The following is a 21,368-nucleotide window of genomic DNA, read 5'->3' on the forward strand; positions in this document are numbered from 1 at the left end:
TGCCGATGACCGACGACCGAGAGACCTCGATCCACCGACCCGTCGACCTCGTGGGCGAGATCGACGCCTCCCAGCGCGAGATGGAAGACGTCATCTCGGTCGTCGACCAGGGGGCGCCCGTCGAGCTCGTCCTCTACGTCGCCGCACGCGCGCGCCTCGACACGGCCGTCGCCGCATGGAACCAGCGCGTGGGAGCCACCCAGCCACCATCTCGGTGACCGCGAGCCTGACGCACCGCCTGGTGCTCGAGCTCCAGGTGGAGCACGTCGGTCGCGAAGGCGACAACCGGGGGAGCGCGCCCGACCGTCGGTCCTCGCAGCGCTGGGCGGTGCAGCGTGGGTGAGACCGCCGTCGTTCCTCGCGGTATCGAGCAGCGGGTCGTCGGGCGAAGGGCGATCACGGGACGTGCCGTCGTCAGGACTCACGGCTGGGCGACGCTGGTCGGGCGTGGCATGGTCGATCGGCTACGCGGAGGGTCGCGTGGTGCTCCACACGAAGAGGTCCGACGCTCCTGCGAGCTCGAGCACGTCTCGGGCGTAGTCGCTGCAGCCCAGGATGATCGGCCGCAGAGGGGCGCTGGCGGCGAGCAGGAGGAGGCTGACACCGGCGGAGTCCAGGAACGTGACGCGCGAGGCATCGATGTGCAGCGCCCCATGGGCCGGGCTCGGGCGAGGTTGCGCGGACTCGACGACGGCGTAGTCGATCTCGCCCCACAGCTCCCACGAGTCGGGGCTGGATCGCAGGCCTCCGTGCAACGGGACGGGGGGATAGGTGGCCGGGTCGCTCTCGTGAGCCATGCGGGTGCCTTTTTCCGTTGAGGCCGGCCGACGCGGGAACACTGTCGGCTTCCAACCTCTCACACTCGCCGCTTCGGCGGTGGTCGGTCACCAGGTCCAGCAGCCGTCGTCAGTGCGCGCCTCGGTTGCCCGATCGTGTTCCGACTCGAGGCACCGTGGCGGTGCGGGTACGCCCGACCCCATCGACGACGGCGAGCCCTCGAACGCCCGCGCCGCCGCCTCACGACGCGCGGCCCATGATCGCAGACGGCTCGCCAGCCACCACGAACCCGTCTCCCGCTCCGACGCCGCCCACGGCGCCCGACCCGGACGCGCGGAACGTCTCCTGCGCCGGGTGTGGCACGCTCGGCGCGTGAGCGAGACGACCACCCGGGACGACGTCCGCGTCGTCGTGGAGGACCCGACGACCCCCGACGTGCTGGCGCTGCTCCAGGAGCACCTGGACGACATGCACGCGACGTCGCCGCCCGAGAGCGTGCACGCGCTCGACGTCGAGCGCCTGCGTGCACCGGACATCACGTTCGTCACCGCGCGGTCCGCGGACGGCGGCCTCCTCGGGTGCGGCGCGCTCAAGCAGCACGACGCGACGCTCGGTGAGCTCAAGTCCATGCGCACGACGGCGGCCGCGCGAGGCCGGGGCGTCGCCGCCACGGTCCTCGCGCACCTGCTCGACGCCGCACGCGACCGCGGCCTGGACCGCGTGAGCCTGGAGACGGGCACCGAGGACTACTTCGCGGCGGCGCGACGGCTCTACGCGCGCCACGGGTTCGTGCCGTGCGAGCCGTTCGCCGACTACACCGACGACCCGAACAGCACCTACCTGACGCTCTCGCTCGCCTGACGCGGCCGCCCTGCACCGGGGTAGAACCTCCGATCGCGAGGTAGAGCCCGCCGCGCTCTACGTCACGACCGGGGGCTCTACCTCGCGACCGTGCGGTGGCGGGGGAGCGCCACGCCTCAAGCCTCGAGGCGCAGGCGCGCCCCGAGCGCGACGGCGGCGACGACGGCCGCGCCGGCCACGAGGACGAGGTCCTTGAGCACGTACTGGCCCATGAGGGTCATGCCGTGGCCGAACAGCTCGCCCGCGAACAGCACGATCGGCGAGAGGATCCCGGCCATCGCGACGGCGAGCGCGAGCAGCCCCGCGCGGAGCAGCCGACCGGTGAGGAGCGTCAGGCCGATGAACGTCTCCAGGACCGCGGTGAGCACCACGGCCGTGGTCCCGCCCACGAGGCCGAGCGTGAGCGTCTCGACGGTCCGGGCGGCGATCGTCTCCGCCGGGCTCGCGCCGGGGAAGAACTTGAGGACGCCGAAGCCGAGGAACACGAGGCCGAGGGCGACGCGCAGGGCGGGCACGGACCAGCGGGTGAGGACGCGCGCGGTCGCGGCGACGGCGGCGTCCGCCCGGCCCGCGAGACGTGCGGGCACGAGGGCGGCGCGACGGCGGCGGGCGGGCGTGGCGTCCGCCGCCGACGGCGCGGACGGGCGGGTGGCGCGGGGACGACCGGCGGTCGTCGGGGCGGTGGTGGACATGCGGGAACCTCTTCCGGAGACGGTCGCGGTCGGGGTGACCGCCCCGGGAGGGAGGGCGTCGCAGGGGGTCCTGGGGACGGCGTCGGGCCGAATTCACCCGCCGACGGGCGCCGACCCGGGCCAGCCGGACCGGCCGAACGGGACCCCGAAGGTCAGCGCGAGCGCGGGCGCTCCGAGGGGTCCCAGCCCGGGCGCGGGGCGCGCGCGGCGACCGACGCGTCGCGCGAGCGGTACACGACGTACGGGCGGAACAGGTACGGCACCGGGGCGGAGAACGCGTGCACGAGCCGCGTAAACGGCCAGAGGACGAACAGCAGGTTCGCCGCGACGATGTGGAGCTGGAACGCCGCCGGGACGCCCGCCATGAGCTCGGGCTGCGGCTGGAGGTACCAGAGCGAGCGGAACCACGGCGAGATGGTCTGGCGGTAGTCGTACCCGAGCCCGTCGGCGAGGAGCTGCGTCTGCACCGTGGCCCACGACCCGAGCAGGATCGACGCCGCGAGGAACACGTACATCGTCTTGTCCATGCGCGTCGTCGCGCGGAAGACGGGCCCGGACGTGCGGCGGCGGTAGATGAGGATGAGCAGGCCCGCGACGAGCACGACGGCCGCGACCGACCCCATGTACGTCGCGACGAAGTGGTACGCGACCTCCTGGATCCCCACCGCCTCCGTCCACGACTCCGGGACCACGAGCCCCATCAGGTGCCCGAGGATCACGAACAGCAGGCCGAAGTGGAAGAGCGGCGAGCCGAGGCGCAGCAGCCGCTTCTCGTAGAGCTCGCTCGATCGCGTCGTCCACCCGAACTTGTCGTACCGGTACCGCCAGACCGAGCCCACGACGAACACCGCGAACGTCACGTACGGGAACACGACCCACAGCAGGACCTCTCCGGTGCTCACCCCGCTCATCGCACCGCACCTCCCGTCCGGTCGGGCGCGCCCGTGCCGTACGGCTCGAGCGCGAAGGGCTCCATGCCCACGAGCTCGGCGGGCGGCCCCGCCGTCACGAGCTCGACGTACCGCTGCTGCGTGCGCTCGTCGAGCGGCGGCAGCGTGAGGCACACGGCCTCGACGACCCCGGTCCAAGGGCTGCGCGCGCTCTCGAGCGCCGTGCGCAGCACCTCGATGCCGTCGCGGTGGGACGCGAGCAGACCGGCCGCGATCGTCGCGTCGTCGCCCGTGGTCCGGGCCGAGAACTCGAGCACCGTCGGCAGGTAGTCGGGGAGCTCCGATCCCGTGACCTCCCACCCGGCCGCGCGGTACGCCTCGACGAACGCGACGAGCGCCGTCCCGCGCCGGCGGGTGTCGCCCGCCGCGTAGTACGAGAGGTACATCGAGCACTTCCGCTTGAGGTCGAACGTCGCGACGTACCGCGCCTGGAGCTCGCGCAGGCCCGGCCCGCCCGGCGTCGTGAGCACGTCGCAGAAGTCCTCCAGGCGCTCGCGGACGGGGCTGGGCAGGCTCGGGGCGGACGCGCGGACGGCGTCGACCGCGGCGAGCACGTCCTCGTCCGGGTAGGCCAGCAGCAGCGACGCGGCCATGTGGGCGGTGCGGCGCTGGGCGGCCGACGTCGCGACCGGGGCCAGGTGGTCGGGCTGCGGCCCCCGAGGTCGTGCCCCGGGCCGCAGCGCGGGGGTCGGGAGCAGGGAGCGCGCCCTCATCGGGTGCCCCCGTCAGGCTCGACGCCGGGACCACCCGCCGGACCACCCGCCCGACCGCCCGGCGCAGGTCCACCGGGCGGCGGGGGACCGGGGATCGTGTCGTGCCGCGCGTCCTGGCGCCCGCCCGGCAGCGAGCCCGGGCCGCCCGGCGTGACGCCGCCGGGTGCGCCCGACACGTCGCCCGGCTCGGGCCCCTCGCCCGGCGGGAAGAGGCCGGGCGGTCGGCCGTTCCCGTCCCAGTTGAGGAGGTTGACGCGGCCGGGGGTCGACGGCCCGTAGGGCGAGTCCGCCGTCTGCCGCGCCTGGAGCACGTGGAAGTTCTCGACCGCGACCGGCACCGGGCTCCCCGACGTCTCGCCGAACGGGCCGCCGCCCGTGAGGCCCATGCCGCCCATGCCGGGGCCGCCGTCGTAGTCGAGGGAACAGGACAGCTCGTCGAGCTCGCGCGCGATCTCGGTGTGCGCGGTCGGGATGACGTACCGGTCCTCGTACTTCGCGACGGCGAGCAGGCGGTACATCTCCTCGACCTGGGCACCGGTCATGCCGACCGCGGCCGCGGTCCGCTCGTCGGCCTCGCGGCCGAGGTTGATGTCGCGCATGTACGACCGCATGGCGGCCAGACGGCGCAGCACGCGCTCCACCGGGGCGGTGTCGCCCGCCGTGAACAGTCCGGCGAGGTACTCGAGCGGGATGCGCATCTTCGAGATCGCGGCGAACAGCGTGCGCCCGTCCTCGCCGTCGTTCCCGGAGGCGGCGACGACGTCGACGACGGGGGACAGCGGCGGGATGTACCAGACCATCGGCAGCGTGCGGTACTCGGGGTGCAGGGGCAGCGCGACCTCGTAGCGCGAGATGAGGTCCCAGATCGGCGAGCGCTGGGCGGCCGTGATCCAGTCGTCGGGGATGCCCTCGGCACGCGCGGCGGCCACGACCTCGGGGTCGTTCGGGTCGAGGAAGACGGCGCGCTGCGAGGCGAGGAGCTCGTGCTCGTCCTCGACGCTCGCGGCCTCGGTGACCTTGTCGGCGTCGTAGAGGACGAGGCCGAGGTAGCGCAGGCGTCCGACGCAGGTCTCGGAGCACACGGTCGGCAGGCCGACCTCGATGCGCGGGTAGCAGAGCGTGCACTTCTCGGCCTTGCCGGTCTTGTGGTTGAAGTAGACCTTCTTGTACGGGCACCCGGTGACGCACATGCGCCAGCCCCGGCACTGGTCCTGGTCGACCAGCACGATGCCGTCCTCGGCCCGCTTGTACATGGCGCCCGAGGGGCACGAGGCGACGCACGCCGGGTTGAGGCAGTGCTCGCAGATGCGCGGCAGGTAGAACATGAACGTCTTGTCGAGCTCGGTGGCGACGTGCTCCGACATGTGCTGGAGCACGGGGTCGTCCTGCATGGTCGCGGTCGAGCCGCCGAGGTCGTCGTCCCAGTTCGCGGACCACGAGATGTTGATGTCACCGCCCGTGAGCAGCGACTTCGGCCGGGCGACGGGCGTGTGCTGCCCCTGCGGCGACGAGAGCAGCATGTCGTACTCGTAGGTCCACGGCTCGTAGTAGTCGTGGATCGAGGGGAGCTTCGGGTTGGAGAAGATCGTCGCGAGCTTCTTCAGGCGGCCGCCGGCGCGGAGCTTGAGCCGGCCCTTCTTCGTCCGCACCCAGCCGCCCTGCCAGCGCTCCTGGTCCTGGTAGGTGCGCGGGTACCCGAGCCCGGGACGCGTCTCGACGTTGTTGAACCACACGTACTCCACGCCCGTGCGGTTCGTCCACGCCTGCTTGCACGTCACCGAGCACGTGTGGCACCCGATGCACTTGTCGAGGTTCATGACCATCGACATCTGCGCCATCACCCGCACGACGTCACCCCCTCCCGGCCGGCCGGCCCGAGGCCGCCTGCTGCGTCCGTCCGCGTCACGAGTACCGCACCTCCTGGCTCCGGCGCCGGACGACCGTCATCTCGTCGCGCTGGTTCCCGGTCGGCCCGAGGTAGTTGAACGCGTACGACAGCTGGGCGTACCCGCCCGCGAGGTGCGTCGGCTTGAGCAGGATGCGAGTGAGCGAGTTGTGGATCCCGCCGCGCAGGCCCGACGTCTCGGCGAGCGGGACGTCGATCGTGCGGTCGGTCGCGTGGAACATGTAGACCGTGCCCTCGGGCATCCGGTGGCTGACGATCGCGCGCGCCACCACGACGCCGTTGCGGTTGTAGGCCTCGATCCACTCGTTGTCCACGACGCCGATCTTGGCCGCGTCGGCCGGGCTCATCCAGATGCCCGGCCCGCCGCGCGAGAGCGACAGCATGAAGAGGTTGTCCTGGTACTCCGAGTGGATCGCCCACTTGTTGTGCGGGGTCAGGTACCGCACCGCGACCTCCGCGTGCCCGGCGGACCCCGGGTAGCCCGACGGCGAGGTGTCGCCCACGACGGGCGAGTCGCCGAACAGCCGGTGCATGTCGAGCGGCGGCCGGAAGACCGGCAGGTGCTCGCCGAGCTCGATCATCCAGTCGTGGTCGAGGTAGAAGTGCTGCCGACCCGTGAGGGTGTGCCACGGCTTGAGCCGCTCCACGTTGACGACGAACGCCGAGTACCGGCGCCCGCCGTGCTCCGAGCCCGACCACTCGGGCGAGGTGATGACCGGCGTCGGGCGGGACTGGACGTCCGGGAACGTCACGCGCTTGCCCTGCTCGCCCCGGGCGAGGTCCGCCAGGGGCGTTCCCGTGCGGCGCTCGACGTGCTCGAAGCCCTGCACGGCGAGGCGACCGTTCGTCGTGCCCGAGAGGGCGAGGATCATCTCGCACGCGTGCGTGTCGCGGTCGAGGCGCGGACGTCCGGCGGCGGGGCCGTCGGGCACGAGGCCGTTGCGCCGGCCGAGGTCCGCGACCTCCGGCCCGGGCGAGAACTGCACGCCCTTGGTCGCCATGCCCGCCTTCTCGGTGAGGGGGCCGAGCGCGGCCATGCGCGCGGCGAACGCCGGGTAGTCGCGCTCGACGACCACGAGCTTCGGCATCGTCACGCCCGGCACGAGCTCGCGCTCGGTCACGGGCTGCCCCGAGTCGGTGAGCGCGCCGTGCGGGACGGCCATCTCGTCCGGGGTGTCGTGCGCGAGCGGGGCGGCGACGAGGTCCTCCCGCACCCCGAGGTGCGTCACCGCGAGCTCGGAGACCTTCGCCGCGACGGTGTGGAAGATGTCGAAGTCCGTGCGCGTCTGCCACGGCGGGTCGATCGCCGGGTTGAACGAGTGCACGAACGGGTGCATGTCCGTCGAGGACAGGTCGTGCTTCTCGTACCAGGTCGCGGCGGGGAGCACGACGTCCGAGAACAGCGTCGTCGACGTCATCCGGAAGTCGAGCGTGACGAGCAGGTCGAGCTTGCCGCGCGGCGCCTCCTCGCGCCACGTCATCGACCGCGGGCGCCGCTCGGGGCCGGACTCCGCGGCGTTGACCGCGGCGTCCGTCCCCAGGAGGTGCTGGAGGAAGTACTCGTTGCCCTTGCCCGACGACCCGAGGATGTTCGCGCGCCACACCGTGACGACGCGCGGGAAGTTCGCCGGGTCGTCGGGGTCCTCGCACGCGAACCGGAGGTTCCCGGCCTTGAGCTCGTCGACGACGTGCTGCGCCGGCTCCTTGCCCGCCGCGCGGGCCTCGTCCACGAGGTCGAGCGGGTTGCGGTCGAACGTCGGGTAGCTCGGCATCCAGCCGCGCTGCGCGGACTCGACGAGCGTGTCCGCCGTCGTGCGCCCGGAGAACTGGCCCTGCGCGAGCGGCGACGCGAGCGCGTCCGCGGGCAGGCCGTCGTAGCGCCACTGGTCCGTCGCGAGGTACCAGAACGCGGTGCCGATCATCTGGCGCGGCGGTCGTGACCAGTCGAGGCCGCCCGCGTACTGGGCCCACCCCGTGACGGGACGGCACTTCTCCTGCCCCACGTAGTGCGCCCACCCGCCCCCGTTCACGCCCTGGCAGCCCGTGAGGGTGGTCAGCGCGAGCATCGCGCGGTAGATCGTGTCGGAGTGGAACCAGTGGTTGGTGCCCGCGCCCATGATGATCATCGAGCGCCCGCCCGAGTCGAGCGCGTTCTGCGCGAACTCCCGCCCGATGCGCGCGGCGGCCGCGGCCGGGACGCCCGTGAACCGTTCCTGCCACGCCGGGGTGGCGGGCGTCGCGTCGTCGTCGTAGCCGGCGGGCCACTCGCCCGGCAGGCCGAGCTCCGGCCGGTTCACGCCGTACTGCGCGAGCAGCAGGTCGAGCACCGTCGTGACGAGCCGCCCGCCGACGCGCCGCGCCGGCACGCCGCGCACGACGACGCCCGCACCGCCCAGGTGCGCGCCCGCGTCGTCGCCCGGGGCCGGGTCGAGGTCGAACCGCGGCAGCCCGACGGCGACCGTCTCGTACGAGAGCCCGACCGGGGTAGAGCCCTGGTCCGCCGGGGTAGAGCCCTGGTCTGCCGGGGTAGAGCCGCGGTCCGCCGGGGTAGAGCCCTGGTCGGGCGACAGCGGGCGCTCGGGGACGGTGTCGCGGCTGGGAGGCGTCTGGGGGGAGCCCCAGAAGACGCCGTGCGGGTCGGCGACCGAGAGCAGCGGGTCGATGTCGCCGAGGTCGAGGTTCCACCGCCCGGCGTCGGCCTCGCCGTAGCGGTGGCCGAGGCTGCCGTGCGGGACGCGCGGGGTGCCGTCCGCGTCGAGCACGACGGTCTTGAAGCGCGCGTTCGCCGAACCGGCGTCGTCGTCGCCGGGGCGCCCGACGCCGTCGGGCAGGTCCGCCGCGGTGAGGAACTTCCCGGGCACGTACGTCGTGCCCGAGCCGTCGTCGTGCTCCTCGAGCACGACGAGGTGGGGGAGGTCCGTGAAGCGGGCCGCGTACTGCGCGAACTGCGGGGTGCGGCGCTGCGCGTAGTGCTCCGTGAGGATCACGTGGCCCATGGCCTGGGCGAGCGCGCCGTCGGTGCCCGGGTGCGGGGCGAGCCACTCGTCGGCGAACTTCGTGTTGTCCGCGTAGTCGGGCGACACGACGATCACCTTCTGACCGCGGTAGCGCGCCTCGGTCATGAAGTGGGCGTCGGGCGTGCGGGTCACGGGGACGTTCGAGCCCCACATGATGCAGTACGTCGAGTTCCACCAGTCCGCGGACTCCGGGACGTCGGTCTGGTCGCCGAACACCTGCGGGGACGCGACGGGCAGGTCGGCGTACCAGTCGTAGAACGACAGCATGGTGCCGCCGAGCAGCTGGACGAACCGCGCACCGACCCCGTGGGAGACCATCGACATGGCCGGGATCGGCGAGAACCCCGCGATGCGGTCGGGCCCGTACGCCGCGATGGTGTGCACGTGCGCGGCGGCGACGATCTCCGCCGCCTCGTCCCACGTGGCGCGCACGAGGCCGCCCTTGCCGCGCGCCGCCTTGTAGGCGCGGGCGGTCTCCGGGTCGGTCGTGACCTTGCGCCACGCGAGCACCGGGTCGCCCGTCGCGGCCCGGGCCGCGCGGTAGGCGTCGAGCAGCGCGCCGCGCACGTAGGGGTAGCGCACGCGCGTGGGGGAGTAGGTGTACCAGGAGAACGCGGCGCCGCGCGGGCAGCCGCGCGGCTCGTACTCGGGCGAGTCCGGCCCCACGGAGGGGTAGTCGGTCTGCTGCGTCTCCCACGTGATGATGCCGTCCTTGACGTACACCTTCCACGAGCACGACCCGGTGCAGTTCACGCCGTGCGTCGAGCGCACGACCTTGTCGTGGGACCAGCGGTCGCGGTAGAACACGTCGCCCTGGCGACCGCCCGTGAGGAACACCTGCCGCAGGTCGTCGGACACCGTCCCGCGCTTGAGGTGCTTGCCGAGCCGCAGCAGCGCGTCCTCGACCGGTCCCTCCGACGTCGTCGTCATGCGGCGCTCCCGTCGCTCGGAGCGGCAGCGACCACCGGGCGCCACCCGGGGCGGCGCGCCGGCAGCGACGACGGCACGGACAGGTACGACATGAGGCCTCCTGGGCGAACAGGTGCGGCGGTCGGTCCACAGCCACTATGCCCAGACCGTCCGGATCGCGCGCGGCGAGCGCACGCCGCGGTCCCGCCCCGCCCGGCTCGCTACCGTGGCGCCATGACCGCACCCACCGGACGGCCCGCGGACGTGACCGTCGCCGTCGTCACCGTGTCCGACCGCTGCTCGCGCGGCGAGGCGGAGGACCGCTCGGGACCGCTCCTCGCGGGGCTGCTCGCGGCGGCAGGCTGGGCGGTCGTCACCGACCTCGTGCCCGACGGCGTCGCCCCCGTCCGCGACGCGGTCGCCCGGGCGGTCGCCGGGGGAGCGCGCGTCGTGCTCACGACCGGGGGGACCGGCGTCGGGCCGCGCGACCTCACGCCCGAGGGCACCCGCGAGGTGCTGGCGCAGGAGGTCCCGGGCATCGCGGAGGAGCTGCGCCGCCGGGGCGCGGAGCACGTCCCCGCGGCGGTGCTGTCGCGCGGCGTCGCGGGGGTCGCGCCCGGCCCGCACGGGCGCGCGCTCGTGGTCAACCTCCCCGGTTCCACGGGCGGGGTGCGCGACGGCTGGGCCGTCCTGGAGCCGCTCCTGCCGCACGTCCTCGCCCAGCTCGACGGCGGCGACCACTGACGACCAGGCCCTCCCGGCGGGCCGACCAGGCGGTCGTGGCGGGTCCTGGGGCCCTGACGAGCCAGGATCGCCTGCTCGGCACGGGGCGGGGCAGCGGGGTGGGTCAGTCAGCCGCCGGCGAATGGGGGGAGGACGTCGACCGTCTCGTCCTCGGCGATCCGGGTGTCGTCGTCCGCCGCGCGGACGCCTCCCACGAGGAGCGAGCAGCGCGGGAGCACGTCGGCGAGCGCCGCGTGCCGGGCGACGACTGCGGCGTGCAGCTCGCCGACCGTCGTCGCGTCGACGGTCTCGGACTCGGTGCCGGCGGCGTCGCGCGCGCCGGCGAAGTAGCGGACGGTGGCCATCTCTCAGTCCTGCGTCTCGGCCGGGGCCGCGGTGCCGGGCAGCTCGGGCTCGGGCGTCCACGCGAGCGCGAGCTCGGTCGCCCGGTCGAGCACGTCCTGCACGCTGCGGCCCGACCCGTCGTGCGCGGCGAGCCCGGCGACGTAGCCCGCGACGAACGTGGTGAGGGGCGCCGCGGGGCGCTCGATGCCGTGCGCGGCGTCGCGCGCGAGGTCGAGGACCGCGCCGATGTCGACGACCTCCGGGTCGAGGTCGAGGTCCTGCGCGAGCGCGTCGACCCAGCGTTCGAGGTTCGTCATCGTGGCCTCCGGCCGTCGTCGGGGGTGCCGGCGGGCGGGGCGCCGGGCACCGCGGGCGCGCCTGCGGCCAGGCGGCGCTCCTGCTCGCGGGCATCCTCCCACGTGTCCACGTCGTCGGTGGCACCCGTGTCGTCGGGGACGCCGATCGCGGGCAGGCCGGCGAGCAGGCGCCGCACCGACGCGCCGTGCACGGTCGGCAGCGCGGCGAGCGCGGCGTCGAGCGCCGCGCGCTCGTACAGGCCGACGAGCCACTGCTCCCGTCCGTCGCGCACCGCGTGCACGGCGACCTCGCCGCTCCGGCGGCGGGCGGCGGCGAGCAGCGCGGGCACCGCCTCCGCGGCCCGCGGGACGTCGCACGCGAGCACGAGCACCCAGGGGGCGCGGCCGTCGTCGGGTAGGGCGGCGAGCCCGGCCGCGATCCCGGCGACGGGTCCCCCGAACGGCGGGTCCTCGCGCGTGCGGACGTAGCGCCCCGGGGCGGCGAGCTCGTCCGGCCCGACGACGACCGTCCGCCCCGCGCCCGCCGTCGCCGCGAGCGCATGCTCCAGCAGCGGCCGACCCCCGACGACGAGCCCGGGCTTGGGCGTCCCGAGCCGCTCCGCCCGGCCCCCGGCCAGCACGACGGCGTCGAACGCGAGGGACGGTTCGGCACCCTGTGCGGGGATCGGCAGCTCGAGGTGCCGACCCGGCCCGTCGGGTGCCGACCCGTCGTCGGGGTGGGCCGTCACGGCTCGCGGTGCCAGTCGCCGGACTTGCCTCCGGTCTTGGCGACGAGGCGGACGTCCGTGAGCTCGACGGACTTGTCGAGGCCCTTGACCATGTCGACGACCGCGAGGCTCGCGACGGCGACGGCCGTCAGGGCCTCCATCTCGACGCCCGTGCGGTCCGCGGTCCGGACGGTCGCGGTGACGTCGACGCCGTGGTCGTCCACCACGAGGTCGACGACCGCCCCGTGGACCCCGATGACGTGCGCGAGCGGCAGGAGCTCGGCCGTCCGCTTGGCGGCCGCGATCCCGGCGACGCGCGCGACGGCGAGCACGTCGCCCTTGGGGACGGTCCCGTCGCGCAGCGCGGCGACGATGTCGGAGGAGCACCGCACGGTCCCGGTCGCCGTCGCGGAGCGGACGGTCGGCTGCTTGGCGGTGACGTCGACCATGCGCGCGTGCCCGCGCTCGTCGAGGTGCGTGAAACTCATGCCGCCACTCTCGCACGCGCCGCAGCGCGCGGTGCCGCACGCGGGGTCGGTCGCGGGCTCGGGTGCGCTCGCGGCCCGCGACCGCGAGGATCGACCCATGCGCAGCTCACTCCTCGACCACGCCGAGCGCTCCGTCGAGCCCGGCAGCTTCCAGCTCCAGAACGACCGCATGCTCAAGGTCGACCTCCGCGGCACGGGCGGGTTCTTCTTCGCGAAGCAGGGCTCGATGGTCGCCTACCAGGGCGACGTCGACTTCGCGTACGAGGGCAGCGGCGGGCTCGGCAAGATGTTCATGAAGGCGTTCACGGGCGAGGGCATGTCGCTCATGAAGGTCTCGGGCAGCGGCGACGTGTTCCTCGCGCAGGACGCGGACCAGGTCTTCGTGCTCCACCTGGAGGACGAGGGCGTGACGGTCAACGGCGCGAACGTGCTCGCGTTCGAGAGCTCGCTCGCGTGGGACATCAACCGGGTCGAGGGCGCGTCGATGCTCAGCGGCGGCCTGTTCAACACGACGTTCACCGGGACCGGGGCGCTGGCCGTCACCGCGTTCGGCACGCCCGTCGTGCTCGACGTCGACGTCCCCACCTTCGTCGACATGCAGGCCGCGGTGCTGTGGTCGACGTCGCTGCAGTCCTCGATCCGCAAGACGGCGAAGCTCGGGGCCGCGATCGGGCGCGGGTCCGGCGAGGCGTACCAGCTCGCGCTCTCGGGGCGCGGGTTCGTCGTCGTGCAGGCGTCGGAGGGCCACCCGCCGCCCCCGGCGAAGTGACCGAGGCCGGCCCGGGTTCAGAGCAGCAGCACCTGCACGGGGTCGCCCGGCGCCACGGCCGTGACGTCGGCCCCGACGACGGCGAGCGCGTCGGCGTGCGCGAGCGCGCTCAGGCGGTGCGAGCCGGAGCCGCGCGCCGTCGCGTCCTCCTCGGGGCGACGGCCCGTGGGGACGACGCGCGCGCCGTCGGGCTCGGTGTGGCGCACGAGGACGAGCTGCTCGCGCCCGGCCGGCGAGGACCACCCCGCGGCGGCGACACGCCGGACGAGCGCGCGACCCGGCCCGGGTACGCCGCGCAGCCGGTCGACCACCGGCCGCACGAACAGCTCGAACGACACGTACGCGCTCACCGGGTTCCCCGGGAGCGCGAGCCACGGCACGCCTCGCCAGCGCGCAAGGCCCTGCGGGCGGCCGGGCTGCATGCCGACCGCGACGAGCCGGGCGTCGGTGACCGCGTCCTGCCACGGCGTGCCCGCGCGCGTCGCCGGGTCGAGCACCTCGCGCACGACGTCGAACGCGCCCGCGCTCACCCCGCCGGTGCTGACGAGCAGGTCGGGCGGGGCGCCGTCGAACGCGTCGAGGAGCCCGTCCAACGTCGCGACGAGCGCGGCCGCGGAGTCGCCCACGGCCCCGCGCCGGACCACGCGCGCGCCCGCGGCCCGCGCGGACGCGGCGAGCAGGACCGAGTTGGAGTCCGGGATCCGCCCCGGCCCCGGCGTGGTGCCGGGGGCCACGAGCTCGCTGCCCGTGGAGAGCACCGCCACGCGCGGCGCGCGGTGCACGCGCACGGCCGCGTGCCCGGCGGACGCCGCGACCGAGACGTGCCGCGCGGTGAGCACGGTGCCCGCCGCGACGACGACGTCGCCTTGGCGCACGTCCTCCCCGCGGGGCCGCACGTGGGTGCGCGACGCGTCGTGGACCGCGACCGTCGTCGGCCCGCTCCCGGCCGCGCCCGGCGTGAAGCGACCGGTCGACGTGCGCTCGACGGGCACGACGGAGTCCGCCCCCGGCGGCACGGGCGCGCCCGTCATGATCCGGACCGCCTCGCCCGGTCCCAGGCCGGCGTCGAGCCCGGCCGGACCCGCGTCCCCGGCCGCGACGTCGCCCACGACGCGCAGCACCACGGGGGCCGACGGCGTCGCCCCCGCCACGTCCTGCGCGCGCACCGCGTACCCGTCCATCGCGGACGCGTCGAACGCGGGGGCGTCCAGGACGGACACGACGTCGGCGGCCAGGACGGCGCCCACGGCGTCCTCGAGCGGGGTGTCCGCAGGCGGCGTCGGGCGGACGAGCGCGAGCGCCTCCGCGGTGTGCTGGACGATCGTCCGACTCGGGTCGCGCGTCATGCCCGCACCGTAGCCGAGCCCGGGTGCCGACCTCGGGAGGGTGGGCTACGTTGGGCACCGGAGTCATGAAGCGGCCCGAAGCCCCCCGAACCTTGGGAGGACGACATGGCCTCGATCCCCGTGACCACCCTCAGCCCCGACCAGACGGCGCCCGTGCGCCCCGCAGCGCTTGCGGAGGTGCTCGCCGTGGGCACGCACCTCCTCGTGGGGCAGTACCGCGTCGAGCTCGGCACCGGGACGTGGTGGTGGTCGGACGAGGTGTACACCATGCACGGCTGGGCGCCGGGGGACGTCCAGCCCAGCCTCGACGCGCTGCGTTCGCGCAAGCACCCGGACGACCGCGCCCGTGTGGTGCGCGCCGCCACGGAGGCGATCCGTTCCGGTCGCCCGTTCTCGTGCGCCCACCGGATCGTCGACGGGCACGGCAAGGCCCGGTCCGTCGTCGTGACGGGACAGGGCCGACGGGACGCGCGCGGTCGCGTCGTCGAGATCGCGGGGTACGTCGTCGACGTCACCCCGACGCACAAGGAGGCGCTGGAGCGTGAGTCGCAGCGCGCCGTCACGCGCGCGTTCGTCGCGCAGGCCGCCGTCGAGCAGGTCAAGGGCGTGCTCATGGCCGTGCACGGCGTCGACGACGTCGCGGCGGGCCAGCTCCTCGCGGAGGCGGCCGGCGAGGCCGGCGTCCCCGTCCAGGAGACCGCCTCGCAGGTCATGCGCGCGCTGAGCAAGGCCGGCGGGGTCGGCCCGACGGCCGAGGCCACGGTCGCGGGCGCGTTCGCCGCCGTCCGTCCGGTCGCGCGACCCCGCGCCCACGAGGCGCAGCTCGCGCGTCGTCGGGAGCCGGCCCGCTCCTGAGCCGGACGGCCCCGCGCACGACGAGAACCCCACACGAGAAGGAGGAACGACATGACCGACGAGACCACCTTCCCGGCCCAGCAGCAGGAACCCCCGGGCCTCACCGGACGCATGGAACCGGTGCCCGACCACGGCGAGCAGTCCTACCGCGGCACCGGGCGGCTCGAGGGCCGTCGGGCGCTGATCACGGGCGGTGACTCGGGCATCGGTCGCGCCGTCGCCATCGCGTTCGCGCGCGAGGGCGCCGACGTCGCCATCGGCTACCTGCCCCAGGAGCAGGAGGACGCCGAGGAGACGGCGCGCTGGGTCCGCGAGGCGGGCCGCACGTGCGCCCTCCTGCCCGGCGACGTCACCGACGAGGCGACGGCACGGGCCCTGCCCGGACGCGCCGCGGACGAGCTCGGCGGGCTCGACGTGCTCGTCAACAACGCCGGCTTCCAGATGGCGCGGCGCGAGTCGATCGAGGACGTCACCACCGACGAGATCGACCGGGTGCTCAAGACGAACCTCTACGCGCTGCTGTGGATCACGCAGTCGGCGCTCGAGCACCTGGGCGAGGGCGCGGCGATCGTCAACAACTCGTCCATCCAGGCCTTCCAGCCGTCGACGTCCCTGCTCGACTACGCGTCGACGAAGGCGGCGATCAACAACCTCACGGTGAACCTCGCGGCCGAGCTCGGCCCGCGCGGCATCCGCGTGAACGCCGTCGCGCCGGGACCGATCTGGACGCCGCTCCAGCCGGCCACCCAGCCCGAGGAGAAGATCGAGCAGTTCGGGAAGGACACCCCGCTGGGGCGCGCGGGCCAGCCCGCGGAGGTCGCGCCGGCGTTCGTCTTCCTCGCCTCCCCGACGGACGCGAGCTACGTGTCCGGCACCGTCCTCGGTGTCACGGGAGGCAAGCCCGTGTTCTGACGGGCCCCTCCTCGCCGGGGGAGCCGCGGACGGTGAGACCGCGGCTCGCCCGGGAGGGTCGGAGGGTGGGCGTCCGCGCCCGCCCGGGGGCGGGACCGCCGCGAGAGCGACGGCGCCCGTGAGAGGGTCACAGCCGCCACGCCTTGTGCGGGCGAGACGGCCGCCGCCCCCGCCCCGCCCCGGTGACGCCCGGGCGGGGCCTCCGACGCCGTACGTGCTCCGGCTCGCCGCGACGTAGGCTTGCGGCGGAGACAAGGAGAGCACCATGAGCACCGATCGCGGAACGAGCGGCGAGCCGACCCCGGGAGGGTCCGGAGCACCGCTGACCGAGGTCCCCGTCGTCGACCTGATGGCGGAGGAGGCGACGGTGGCGGGCCTCGTGGCGGACGCCGCCCGCGCGCTCGCCGACGAGCCCACCCTCCAGCAGACGCTCGACCGGGTGGTCGAGCTCGCGGTGGCGATGGTCGACGGCTGCGACGAGGCCGGCATCTCGCTCGTGACCCGCCGCCGCATCGAGAGCGCGGCCGTGTCGGACCCGGTCGTGGCGCGCGGGGACGCGCTCCAGTACGAGCTCGACGAGGGCCCGTGCCTCGATGCCATCCGCGAGCACGCGCTCGTGGAGTCCGGGGACGTCGCTGCGGACCCGCGCTGGCCGCGGTGGGCGCCGCGCGCGGCGGGCGAGCTCGGCGTCGGCTCCATGCTGTGCGTCCAGCTCTACACGTCCGAGAACGCGCACGGCGCGCTCAACATGTACTCCGGCTCGCGCGACGCGTTCGGCCCGGACTCCCACCACCTCGCCTCGACGTTCGCGGCCGTCGCCGCCGCGGCCATCTCGGCCGCGCGGACCGAGGAGCAGCTGCAGTCCGCCGTCCAGACCCGCACGCTCATCGGGCAGGCGCAGGGCATCATCATGGAGCGGTACTCCCTGACGCCCGGCCGCGCGTTCGCCGTGATGAGCCGCGTGTCCCAGGACGCGAACATCAAGCTCGTCGACGTCGCCCGCGAGATCGTCGAGACCCGCCGCATCCCCGGCGTCGGCGCGCCCGCGGGGGACTGAGCCCCGGCGCTCAGCCGCCGGTGGCCGGCTCGTCGGCGCACGGCGCCTCGAGCAGCGCGTCGACCCGGCGTCGGACCGACTCGTCGAGCAGCGGCCCGGCCGGCTCGGCGCCGCCGACCACGCCCTCCACGAGGCGACGGGCGAGCTCGCGGACGGGGACGTTCACGTCGTTCGAGCGCCGGCGCAGCACCTCGAACGCGTCGTCGGGTCCCGTGCGCAGCGCCGCCATGAGCACGCCCTTCGCCTGCTCGATCACCGAGCGCGACGCGTCCGCGGCCCGGATCGACGCGGTCGCCTCGCGCCGCGCGGCCTCGGCGTGCGCCGTCGTCAGGTCGACGAAGTAGCCCACCACGTGCGCCCAGGGCAGCTCCGCGCCCGGGTTCTTCCCCTGCGCCGCGACGGCGAGCGTGCGAGTAGCGCCCGTCGCGTCCACGATGCGGTGCATGGACCCGAACGGCTCCCCGGTCCGCGCGGCCTGCGCGAGCTCGCTCGCGACGCGCTCGCGGTCCTCGGGGTGCTTGTGCGACAGGACGAGGGCGGTCGTCGGCACGACCTCGCCCGGCGCGAAACCGTGCATCTCGTACACCTCGTCGGACCACCACCACGAGTCGGTCGCGATGTCCACGCGGAAGCGGCCGACCGGCTGGGGGTCACCCGGGCCGAGGGCGGCGAGGAGGTCGGCGAGAGCGGGCGGGACGACGTCGTCGGGCTCGGTGGCGTCGGAGGGCAGGGCAGCGTCCATCGATGGGGGTCCCCGGAGATCGAGCAGGACGGAGCCGATTCCTGACCCCAGCAGACTGAAGATTATCCCAGCGTCGGCGCGAGGGAGGAAACCGTGACCACCCAGGTCAGCGACGGGCGGGACGAGTCGGCCGAGGAACGGTCCGACCGGAACTGGGCAGAGCTGCTCCAGGAGCTGCGCGTCATGCAGATGGGCGTGCAGATCCTCACGGGGTTCCTCCTCACGCTGCCGTTCCAGCAGCGCTTCGGGGACCTCGACACCTTCCAGACCGACGTCTACCTCGCGCTCGTCGCGCTGGCCGTGCTGTCGACCGGCCTGTTCGTGACGCCCGTGAGCCTCCACCGGACGCTCTTCCGCCGGCACCGCAAGACGACGCTCGTGACCCTGAGCGACCGGATCGCACGGTTCGGCGTGCTCGTCCTCGCGTTCGTCGTCACGGGGACCGTGCTGCTCGTGGTCGACGTCGTCGTGAACCGCACCGCCGCCCTGTGGTCGAGCGGCAGCGCGCTCGTGCTGCTCGTCGGCCTCTGGTTCGTCCTCCCGCGCCTCGTCGCCCGCGGCACCGCGGCGTCGGACTGACCTCGCGATCAAGACCTCTCGCCACACGAGGTAGCGAGGTAGAGCCGTGGTCACGCGAGGTAGAGCCGTGGTCATGCGAGGTAGAGCCGTGGCTCGCCGAGGTAGAGCTGTGGTCACGCGAAGTAGAGCCGTGGTCAATGGCGAAGACCATGGTGGAACCAGGCACCACCCTCCCCGGCCGCCCCGCGCCGGGCCGGAGGGTCGAGCGACACCCCCTGTCCACCATAGGCCGCGGCCTCCGGCGAGCAGGTGATTGTGGCCCGTCAGCCGACCACGACGAGCCCAGATCACCTGCTCGCCGCCGAGTTCCGGCGCGACCGCGGTGACCCGGTGGGCGGTGCGGTGCGAGCGCACCTGACCCCGCAGGCAGTCGCTCGGGCAGGGGAGACCCAGAGGTGAGACGACGCCGGGCGGGGTGAGTGGTGGTGCCGCGTCGTGGCGGGCCTGGCGGGAGCCGCGAGGAACGAGCGGCGGATGGTAGACGCGGCACCACCACCCACCCGCCCACCCAGGGCGACCACGCGCCGTCGGGCATGACCACGGCTCTACCTCGCGTGACCCCGGCTCTACCTCGCGTGACCACGGCTCTACCTCGCGAGCGCGGGGCTTCTCCCGGGAGGCTCAGGAGGACGCGGCGGCGCGGGCCTGGACACCGCGGCGGACGGGACCGAGGGTGAACAGCAGGGTCAGCAGGGCGGTGAGGGCGAGCAGGCCGAAGCCCAGGCCGTAGGTGCCCTCGAGCTGGTAGACGGCGCCCATGAGCAGCGGCGGTATGAACCCGCCGAGGCCGCCCGCCGCGCCGACGAGGCCCGTGACCGCGCCGACCTTCTCGACCGGCGCGACCTTCGAGACGAGGGCGAACGTGGCGCCCGACGACGCACCGAGCGCGGCGGCGAGGCCGAGGAACGCGATCGTCCCGACCGGCACGAGCGACGGCTGGAACGCGACGACGGCGGCGAGCGCCGTCACGACGGCGAAGCATGCGACGGACACGGGCACGCCGCCGAACCGGTCGGACAGCGCGCCGCCGACAGGCCGCATGACGACGGCGAGCACGACGAACCCGGCGGTGCGGGCCGCGGCGTCGGACGCGGTGAGGTCGTAGGCGTTGACGAGGAACGTCGGCAGGTAGACGGAGAACGCGACGAACCCGCCGAACCCGACGGCGTACAGCCAGGAGAGCTGCAGGGTGGCGGGGAGACGGAACGTCGCCCAGGTGCGGGACCAGAACCCACCGGCGGGGGCGGTCACCCGGCCGGGCGGGACGCGCAGCAGCAGCCACGACACGACGGCGAACACCGCGAGGACGGCGGCGACGAGGAGGAACGGGGCGGCGTCGCCCCACGCGTCGCGGATGCGGACGGTGGTGAACGCGGAGATCGCGGTGCCGCCCATGCCCATGCCGAAGATCCCGACGGCGGTGCCGCGCCGCGCGGGCGGGTACCACGCGTTGACGAACGGAACCCCGACGGCGAACGCGGTGCCGCCGAGACCGAGGAAGAACCCGCCGACGATCAGCCAGGCGAAGCTGTCCGCGACGAGCCCGACGAACAGCACGGGCAGGATCGTCAGCGCGCTGACCAGGGGGAACATGATGCGGGCGCCGTACCGGTCCGTGAGTGCCCCTACCGGGATGCGGCCGAGCGACCCGACGACGACCGGGACGGCCACCAGCACGGACACCTGCACGTCGGTGAGGTCGTACTGCTGCCCGTACGCCGCGCCGAGCGGGCTGATGAGCGCCCAAGCCCAGAAGTTCACCGCGAACCCGATGGTCGCGAGGACGAGCATGAGGGTCGGGGAGGTGGACGTCGTCGTCGTCGTCGCGGCGGGCCCGGCGGCCCTGCCCGCGTCCTGCTGCGCCATGGCGACTCCTGGGGGGAGGTGCCCGTCGTCGGGCACGGGGGGAGATCGTTGCGTCGAGCACCTCCACGCTAACGACGCTCCCCGCGCCGCGCGCGGGGAACCCCCCGTACCGTGGGGTCGTGCTCGACTGGCTCTTCGGGGGCGTGGCCCTGCTCAACGTGTACGCGCTCGCCCTCGTGGTGCTGCGCGCGCCGCTGTACCGCACGCGCGTGTACCGGCCGATGCTCCTCAACATCGGGCTCTCGATAGCGCCGGTGATCGTGCTCGGGCTCGTCGTCCTCGTCGACGCCGTGCTCATCGCGGGCGGCGCCCCGTCGTGGGCGGTCGTGACGTGCGCCGTCGTCGGGTTCGGCGTCTGGCTGCTGCTCCTGCCGAACGCGGGCTACCTCGTCACCGAGCTGAACTACAGCCACCGGCAGGAGGGCGAGGAGGTCCCGCTCTGGTACGACATCGTGGCCGTGCTCACGCTCGCCCTGTCCGGGGTGATGAACACGCTCGTCAACGTGTTCCTCGCGCAGGCGCTGCTCGCGATCGTGCTCTACCCGGACGACGACGCCCCGTTCCGCCGTCCCGTGTCGTGGGTCGTGGTGCTCGTCGTGCTGGCGCTCGTCTCCGTCGGGATCTACCTCGGCCGGTACGTGCGGTTCAACAGCTGGGACCTCGCCCACCCGGTCCAGTTCGTGCGCAAGCTCGTGCGCCACTTCCGGGCGCGCGGCGCCGTGCTGGACGCGCTGCTCTTCGTGCTCCTGCACACGCTGTTCTTCGCGGTCATGTACGCGATCGTCATGGGGCCGGTCACGACGCTCCTCGTGCGCGGGGCGTGACGGCCCGTGAGGT

23 protein-coding genes are annotated in these 21,368 nt (G+C 74.3%); 10 read left to right on the forward strand and 13 right to left on the reverse strand.

Annotated elements, in window-relative coordinates; all coding sequences use genetic code 11:
• Window positions 1–5 precede the first annotated feature (5 nt).
• Together ACI769_RS14940 and ACI769_RS14945 are read left to right on the forward strand one after the other, a co-directional pair.
• Complete coding sequence (locus ACI769_RS14940; protein ID WP_043652486.1) at window positions 6–218, forward strand: hypothetical protein; 213 nt, start codon at window positions 6–8, stop codon at window positions 216–218.
• Entirely contained in the window at window positions 215–343 is a 129-nt protein-coding gene (locus ACI769_RS14945) for a hypothetical protein (RefSeq protein ID WP_255376430.1), read from the forward strand. Before ACI769_RS14940 ends, ACI769_RS14945 begins: the two co-directional genes overlap by 4 nt.
• Before the next feature lie 121 nt (window positions 344–464).
• Here ACI769_RS14945 and ACI769_RS14950 read toward each other — a convergent pair whose 3' ends face one another.
• The gene (locus tag ACI769_RS14950) at window positions 465–797 is read right to left on the reverse strand and encodes a hypothetical protein (protein WP_043652484.1); all 333 of its coding nucleotides are present in this window, start codon (window positions 795–797) and stop codon (window positions 465–467) included.
• 352 nt (window positions 798–1,149) lie between these two features.
• Between ACI769_RS14950 and ACI769_RS14955 the strand changes: the two genes are divergently transcribed.
• Entirely contained in the window at window positions 1,150–1,638 is a 489-nt protein-coding gene (locus ACI769_RS14955; RefSeq protein ID WP_043652481.1) for a GNAT family N-acetyltransferase, read from the forward strand.
• A 116-nt stretch (window positions 1,639–1,754) separates the two neighbouring features.
• Here the strand turns inward: ACI769_RS14955 and ACI769_RS14960 are convergent, their stop codons facing one another.
• The 5 genes from ACI769_RS14960 to ACI769_RS14980 form a co-directional block, all read right to left on the reverse strand.
• The gene (locus ACI769_RS14960) at window positions 1,755–2,330 is read right to left on the reverse strand and encodes a DoxX family membrane protein (RefSeq protein WP_198163168.1); all 576 of its coding nucleotides are present in this window, start codon (window positions 2,328–2,330) and stop codon (window positions 1,755–1,757) included.
• A 152-nt stretch (window positions 2,331–2,482) separates the two neighbouring features.
• Window positions 2,483–3,241, reverse strand: coding sequence for a respiratory nitrate reductase subunit gamma (gene narI / locus ACI769_RS14965; protein ID WP_085951293.1), 759 nt, complete (start codon window positions 3,239–3,241; stop codon window positions 2,483–2,485).
• Complete coding sequence (narJ, locus tag ACI769_RS14970) at window positions 3,238–3,993, reverse strand: nitrate reductase molybdenum cofactor assembly chaperone (RefSeq protein WP_081599828.1); 756 nt, start codon at window positions 3,991–3,993, stop codon at window positions 3,238–3,240. The genes narI and narJ overlap by 4 nt, the downstream gene beginning before the upstream one ends.
• The gene (narH, locus tag ACI769_RS14975; RefSeq protein WP_081599827.1) at window positions 3,990–5,840 is read right to left on the reverse strand and encodes a nitrate reductase subunit beta; all 1,851 of its coding nucleotides are present in this window, start codon (window positions 5,838–5,840) and stop codon (window positions 3,990–3,992) included. The genes narJ and narH overlap by 4 nt, the downstream gene beginning before the upstream one ends.
• 55 nt (window positions 5,841–5,895) lie before the next feature.
• Window positions 5,896–9,846: a nitrate reductase subunit alpha gene (locus ACI769_RS14980; RefSeq protein WP_232322693.1), complete on the reverse strand. Its 3,951-nt coding sequence runs from the start codon at window positions 9,844–9,846 to the stop codon at window positions 5,896–5,898.
• A gap of 213 nt (window positions 9,847–10,059) precedes the next feature.
• On the opposite strand from ACI769_RS14980, the gene ACI769_RS14985 reads away from it, so the two are divergent.
• Window positions 10,060–10,569 (forward strand): molybdenum cofactor biosynthesis protein B, encoded by a 510-nt coding sequence (locus tag ACI769_RS14985; RefSeq protein ID WP_163188754.1) that lies wholly within the window; start codon window positions 10,060–10,062, stop codon window positions 10,567–10,569.
• Between the two features lie 107 nt (window positions 10,570–10,676).
• On the opposite strand, the gene ACI769_RS14990 is transcribed toward ACI769_RS14985, so the two are convergent.
• From ACI769_RS14990 to moaC, 4 genes are read right to left on the reverse strand one after another with little or no spacing between them, the layout of a single operon-like run.
• The gene (locus ACI769_RS14990) at window positions 10,677–10,913 is read right to left on the reverse strand and encodes a MoaD/ThiS family protein (RefSeq protein ID WP_085387228.1); all 237 of its coding nucleotides are present in this window, start codon (window positions 10,911–10,913) and stop codon (window positions 10,677–10,679) included.
• A gap of 3 nt (window positions 10,914–10,916) precedes the next feature.
• Window positions 10,917–11,210: a DUF6457 domain-containing protein gene (locus ACI769_RS14995; protein WP_157446587.1), complete on the reverse strand. Its 294-nt coding sequence runs from the start codon at window positions 11,208–11,210 to the stop codon at window positions 10,917–10,919.
• Complete coding sequence (locus ACI769_RS15000) at window positions 11,207–11,938, reverse strand: molybdenum cofactor guanylyltransferase (protein ID WP_409141863.1); 732 nt, start codon at window positions 11,936–11,938, stop codon at window positions 11,207–11,209. Before ACI769_RS15000 ends, ACI769_RS14995 begins: the two co-directional genes overlap by 4 nt.
• Window positions 11,935–12,405, reverse strand: coding sequence for a cyclic pyranopterin monophosphate synthase MoaC (gene moaC / locus ACI769_RS15005; protein WP_409141864.1), 471 nt, complete (start codon window positions 12,403–12,405; stop codon window positions 11,935–11,937). Before moaC ends, ACI769_RS15000 begins: the two co-directional genes overlap by 4 nt.
• Before the next feature lie 97 nt (window positions 12,406–12,502).
• Between moaC and ACI769_RS15010 the strand changes: the two genes are divergently transcribed.
• Window positions 12,503–13,174: an AIM24 family protein gene (locus ACI769_RS15010; RefSeq protein ID WP_409141865.1), complete on the forward strand. Its 672-nt coding sequence runs from the start codon at window positions 12,503–12,505 to the stop codon at window positions 13,172–13,174.
• Window positions 13,175–13,191: 17 nt separating this feature from the next.
• On the opposite strand, the gene glp is transcribed toward ACI769_RS15010, so the two are convergent.
• Window positions 13,192–14,520 (reverse strand): gephyrin-like molybdotransferase Glp, encoded by a 1,329-nt coding sequence (gene glp, locus ACI769_RS15015; RefSeq protein ID WP_409141866.1) that lies wholly within the window; start codon window positions 14,518–14,520, stop codon window positions 13,192–13,194.
• Window positions 14,521–14,625: 105 nt separating this feature from the next.
• On the opposite strand from glp, the gene ACI769_RS15020 reads away from it, so the two are divergent.
• The 3 genes from ACI769_RS15020 (at window position 14,626) to ACI769_RS15030 (ending at window position 17,344) form a co-directional block, all read left to right on the forward strand.
• The gene (locus ACI769_RS15020) at window positions 14,626–15,375 is read left to right on the forward strand and encodes a PAS and ANTAR domain-containing protein (RefSeq protein ID WP_034653310.1); all 750 of its coding nucleotides are present in this window, start codon (window positions 14,626–14,628) and stop codon (window positions 15,373–15,375) included.
• Between the two features lie 51 nt (window positions 15,376–15,426).
• Complete coding sequence (locus ACI769_RS15025) at window positions 15,427–16,287, forward strand: SDR family oxidoreductase (protein WP_085387231.1); 861 nt, start codon at window positions 15,427–15,429, stop codon at window positions 16,285–16,287.
• A 265-nt stretch (window positions 16,288–16,552) separates the two neighbouring features.
• On the forward strand, window positions 16,553–17,344 hold the full coding sequence (locus ACI769_RS15030; protein WP_228074952.1) for a GAF and ANTAR domain-containing protein: 792 nt from the start codon (window positions 16,553–16,555) through the stop codon (window positions 17,342–17,344).
• 10 nt (window positions 17,345–17,354) lie between these two features.
• Here the strand turns inward: ACI769_RS15030 and ACI769_RS15035 are convergent, their stop codons facing one another.
• Window positions 17,355–18,086, reverse strand: a complete 732-nt coding sequence (locus ACI769_RS15035) for a PAS and ANTAR domain-containing protein (RefSeq protein ID WP_085387232.1) — start codon at window positions 18,084–18,086, stop codon at window positions 17,355–17,357.
• 93 nt (window positions 18,087–18,179) lie between these two features.
• On the opposite strand from ACI769_RS15035, the gene ACI769_RS15040 reads away from it, so the two are divergent.
• On the forward strand, window positions 18,180–18,665 hold the full coding sequence (locus tag ACI769_RS15040) for a DUF6328 family protein (protein ID WP_085387233.1): 486 nt from the start codon (window positions 18,180–18,182) through the stop codon (window positions 18,663–18,665).
• A gap of 621 nt (window positions 18,666–19,286) precedes the next feature.
• On the opposite strand, the gene ACI769_RS15045 is transcribed toward ACI769_RS15040, so the two are convergent.
• Complete coding sequence (locus ACI769_RS15045) at window positions 19,287–20,531, reverse strand: MFS transporter (protein ID WP_409141867.1); 1,245 nt, start codon at window positions 20,529–20,531, stop codon at window positions 19,287–19,289.
• 119 nt (window positions 20,532–20,650) lie between these two features.
• Between ACI769_RS15045 and ACI769_RS15050 the strand changes: the two genes are divergently transcribed.
• Window positions 20,651–21,355, forward strand: coding sequence for a DUF1361 domain-containing protein (locus ACI769_RS15050; protein ID WP_021482839.1), 705 nt, complete (start codon window positions 20,651–20,653; stop codon window positions 21,353–21,355).
• Window positions 21,356–21,368: the final 13 nt, after the last annotated feature.

It is taken from the genome of Cellulosimicrobium sp. RS, assembly GCF_046159675.1.
Lineage (GTDB): Bacteria > Actinomycetota > Actinomycetes > Actinomycetales > Cellulomonadaceae > Cellulosimicrobium > Cellulosimicrobium funkei.